This window comes from Acidimicrobiales bacterium, assembly GCA_035533095.1.
Taxonomy (GTDB): Bacteria; Actinomycetota; Acidimicrobiia; order Acidimicrobiales; family Palsa-688; genus DATLUM01.
Genome location: DATLUM010000088.1, coordinates 1 through 3,300 on the forward strand (window position 1 = coordinate 1; position 3,300 = coordinate 3,300).

A 3,300-nucleotide genomic window follows, 5' to 3' on the forward strand; every position below is an offset into this window, starting at 1 on the left:
CGACGTCGAGCTCGGTCGACCACTCGCCGTGCGGCTCGAGCCGGACATTGAAGGACAAGCCGTTCTCGTCGAAGCGGACCGGAGCGATCGCCGAGATGACTGTCGCGCGCTTGAACGTCTCGCGCTCGTAGCTGAGCACCAGGCGGCCGCGTTCGACGCGCGTCGAGTAGCTGCCCTTCTTCCTGAGCGCGTCCTTGACCTCGAACAGGTCGGCGAAGTCGCAGCCCGCCTCGACGCGAATGGTCAGATCGACCGGCTGCTCGTCGTGGTTCAAGAACGTGAGCTCCTCGTGGAAACCGCCGCCGACAGCGCGGAGGCGGATTACCGAGAGCTTCGCGTCGACGTACACGGTGCCAGTCCCCGGCACAAGGAAGAAGCGCGTCTCGAAGTACTGCAGGTCGTCGACGGAGAGCGGATTCAACCGCTGGCCGTTCACCGTCAACACCCACCTCGAGAGAAACCGCGTGTCGAACGAGAAAAGCCCGGTCGGATCGGTCATCGACGCCTCGATGTCGCCCCGCGTGTCGCTGACCACGAACGTGTTCCCGTCGAGGATCTTGACGAGATCGTCGCTCATGACCGCCTCCTCGCGAAACCGGCCACGCGTCCCTTGCGCCGACCCTCCGGAGGCCCGGGAAAGAGCCGCTGGAACAACACCAGCAGCCCCACGTCGCCCTCAAGGACCAGTGCACCCCGCAGCACCGCCGCGATCGCGTTCACATCGCCGCTAACCACGCCGTCGAAGAGCCTCTTATCCGCCCGCAGGACGCAATCAGCGGCGGCGTTCCGGCGCGACACAGCGACATCGCCCTTCGTCACAGAGACGAGCCAGCGCTCGGTCCGCTTCCCATCAGCAAGATCGACCCGGACTGTGCCCGTCGCCTTCTCGAGCAGCCCTTCGTGCCCACGCCGGCCGAGCTCCCCGAAGAACTCCGCCGTCGGATCAGCCATCAACTTCCCTCCCAGGTCGATTCTCCAGCGGGCGCCGGCGCCTCCTCATCGGCTCTTGTTGTAGCCAACCTCAAGCGGCTGCTCCTGCGTGAGGTGACCCGTCGCGACCACCGCCTCCCCGCGGCGCAACTCATAGCAATAGCCGAAGCCCGGGCATCAGCGTGCGAACGATACGCAAACGGATCCAACGAAGTTCAGGTTTCCACGATGCTGCGTTCCCGAGCGGGCCGGTCACTTCGTTTCCGGCGTGCGTGGTCAGGCACCTTTGGTGATGGATTCGGCAGGACTTGGCGCACCGGCTTCAGGACCGCGGCACTCGTGTTCACTATCTTCGCTTTCGTCTCGTCGCCGCGGACCACTCGCTGGACGCCCCTCGCTGTCTGGATCGTCATCGCCGTTTTCGTCTGGCAAGGGGCGCCGTACACCGGGACGAGTCTCAACCCCGCGCGCAGCCTCGGCCCCGCCGCCGTCGGCGGGCACTGGACCGACTACTGGGTCTACGTCGTCGGTCCCCTCGGCGGCGCGCTCAGCGCGGTCGCGCTGTGGGCCCTCGTGCCGCGGACCACGCTCACCGCGAAGCTCTTCCACGACCCCTCCTACCGGAGCGTGCTCGGATCGGCCCTCCCCGTGCGCCCCTGACGACGAGTGCGGCCAGCGTATGACCGTGTGTGTCGAGGCGGCCCTCGAGCGTCCCCCTCGCCGGCGTTCTGTTGTAGCCAGAGCTCAAGTGGTGGGCTGGCTCGGTCACAAGCGTCTTCGCCGTCGAACCACTGCGAGTGTTGCCGGTGCCGCCGGGTTCAACCCCTATCTCAGATGGGATTCAGCGCAGACGCGAACTCAGCAGGTCGCCTGTTGGCGACGCAGCGCTCGAAGAGCGCGGCCTGCCTCCCAAGCGACCTCGTGCCGAGATTCCGGCTCGGAACGACTCAACCAGGGACGCTCTCCAACTCGCCTGCGGCCCGACCGCGTTCAAGAAAGCCCACGCAGCCCGCCTCACTCACGCCCTACCGGATAGCCCTTAAGGTCCGGAACCGCCCTTCAGGAAGCACCAGGGCACGGTGGCATTCTTCCTGCTGACGTAAGCGAACTGGGAGTAGCGGTGCCCAGCGGGCAGCACGGCGTTTCCGGTCCGGACGTCGAAGGTGACGCGGTAGAGCCGCTTGAGCAGGGGGCCACCCGCGAGGGGCTCACCTGCTGGCAGACCCATCTTTCGCACGGAGATGATCCGGGGAACAAAAGGCGGCGGCGGGATCACGTACTCGGCCGCTGCCTGCGGTTGCGCCGAGCACCGGGGCGCGACCACAACGACCCGGTATCGCAGCGCCTGGAGCGCTTTCACTGTCTCGCCGCGTGTCAAGGCGTAGACGACCGTCACTCTCCCAACGCCGACAGCTCTGTACACGACGACCACGCTTGCGCCAACGTCCGCGTCCCACAGTGGTCGGACCACGGCCGGATCAACCGGGCGGGCGCCGCGCCAGACGAGCCCGGACGACGCAGAGTGAGATGGAAACGCCATCGCGAAGAGCGTGCCCACCTGGGCGCTGATGTCCGAAACCGAGCCTGCCGGGAGAGGCCCAACCGGGGGAGCGCTCGCCGACGCACCAGCCGCCACGCATCCGACCACGACCACTGCGGCAACCCCACACCGCAACCGCCGGCGAAGAGCCAATCTCATGCCAGCATCATTCGCCGCCGCACCAGACTGCTGCATCAGAGAGAGGCCCGACTCGCTCGGCGGGATTTACGCATGCGCGGCGCCATCACGCGGGCCTCGTCGTAGCCGCTGTGCCCTGTTCGGGCCATCGAGGTGACGAGGTGCGGGTGGCTGCGACCGTCGCGGCAGGGCAAGCAAAATGTGACGGTCCCCTCGTGCAGGTCCGGTCGGGTGGTGACATTCCTGACACGTCGGCCTCGTCGCCGCCCGACCATTCCGCGCCACCGCCCCGCCGCGATGCTCGCCATCGCCGCCGGCGCAGCCCTCGCGAGCCCCTGGACGTGCTGGCGACGCGACCTGATCGGCACCGGGCCCGCAGACGCCGGGAGTCGCAGCCGGCGCCCCCGCCATTGGCTGCCGCGCCCTCGGCCAGCGCGAAAAGAAATCAACCATCCGGTGGCGCTTTCGTCCATCGTCTCCGCGAACCTTCCGCCTTGGCCTTGCGGTCCTTCACCATCACCCGCAACAGATCCGGGCTCGTCTCCTCGGGCTGCTTGCGCAACCAGCCCGAAACGTCCGTCCTGTGCTCGACCACCGTGTTGGTGTGCCCCCGGTTCCGGAGGGTTGGTGTTTATAGACTCGGGCGGCCTTGGGAGGAGGTCGTGCGGGGCGGAAGGCGTATCCGGCGGAGT

Annotated in this window: 4 protein-coding genes; 1 reads left to right on the forward strand and 3 read right to left on the reverse strand. The window is 67.4% G+C overall.

All coding sequences use genetic code 11. The features are described from left to right. Together VNF71_10865 and VNF71_10870 are read right to left on the reverse strand one after the other, a co-directional pair. Nucleotides 1-577: glycogen debranching N-terminal domain-containing protein (locus VNF71_10865; GenBank protein ID HVA75049.1), on the reverse strand; the 577-nt coding region annotated here is incomplete at its 3' end. Continuing rightward, nucleotides 574-951 carry an SCP2 sterol-binding domain-containing protein gene (locus VNF71_10870; protein HVA75050.1) on the reverse strand — a complete coding sequence of 126 codons (378 nt, stop codon included), beginning with the start codon at nt 949-951 and terminating at the stop codon, nt 574-576. The genes VNF71_10865 and VNF71_10870, both read right to left, overlap by 4 nt. 207 nt (nt 952-1,158) lie before the next feature. Here VNF71_10870 and VNF71_10875 point away from each other — a divergent pair, with 207 nt between their 5' ends. Next, nucleotides 1,159-1,590, forward strand: coding sequence for an aquaporin (locus VNF71_10875; protein ID HVA75051.1), 432 nt, complete (start codon nt 1,159-1,161; stop codon nt 1,588-1,590). A 379-nt stretch (nt 1,591-1,969) separates the two neighbouring features. Here VNF71_10875 and VNF71_10880 read toward each other — a convergent pair whose 3' ends face one another. After that, the gene (locus VNF71_10880) at nt 1,970-2,629 is read right to left on the reverse strand and encodes a hypothetical protein (protein HVA75052.1); all 660 of its coding nucleotides are present in this window, start codon (nt 2,627-2,629) and stop codon (nt 1,970-1,972) included. Nucleotides 2,630-3,300 lie beyond the last annotated feature (671 nt).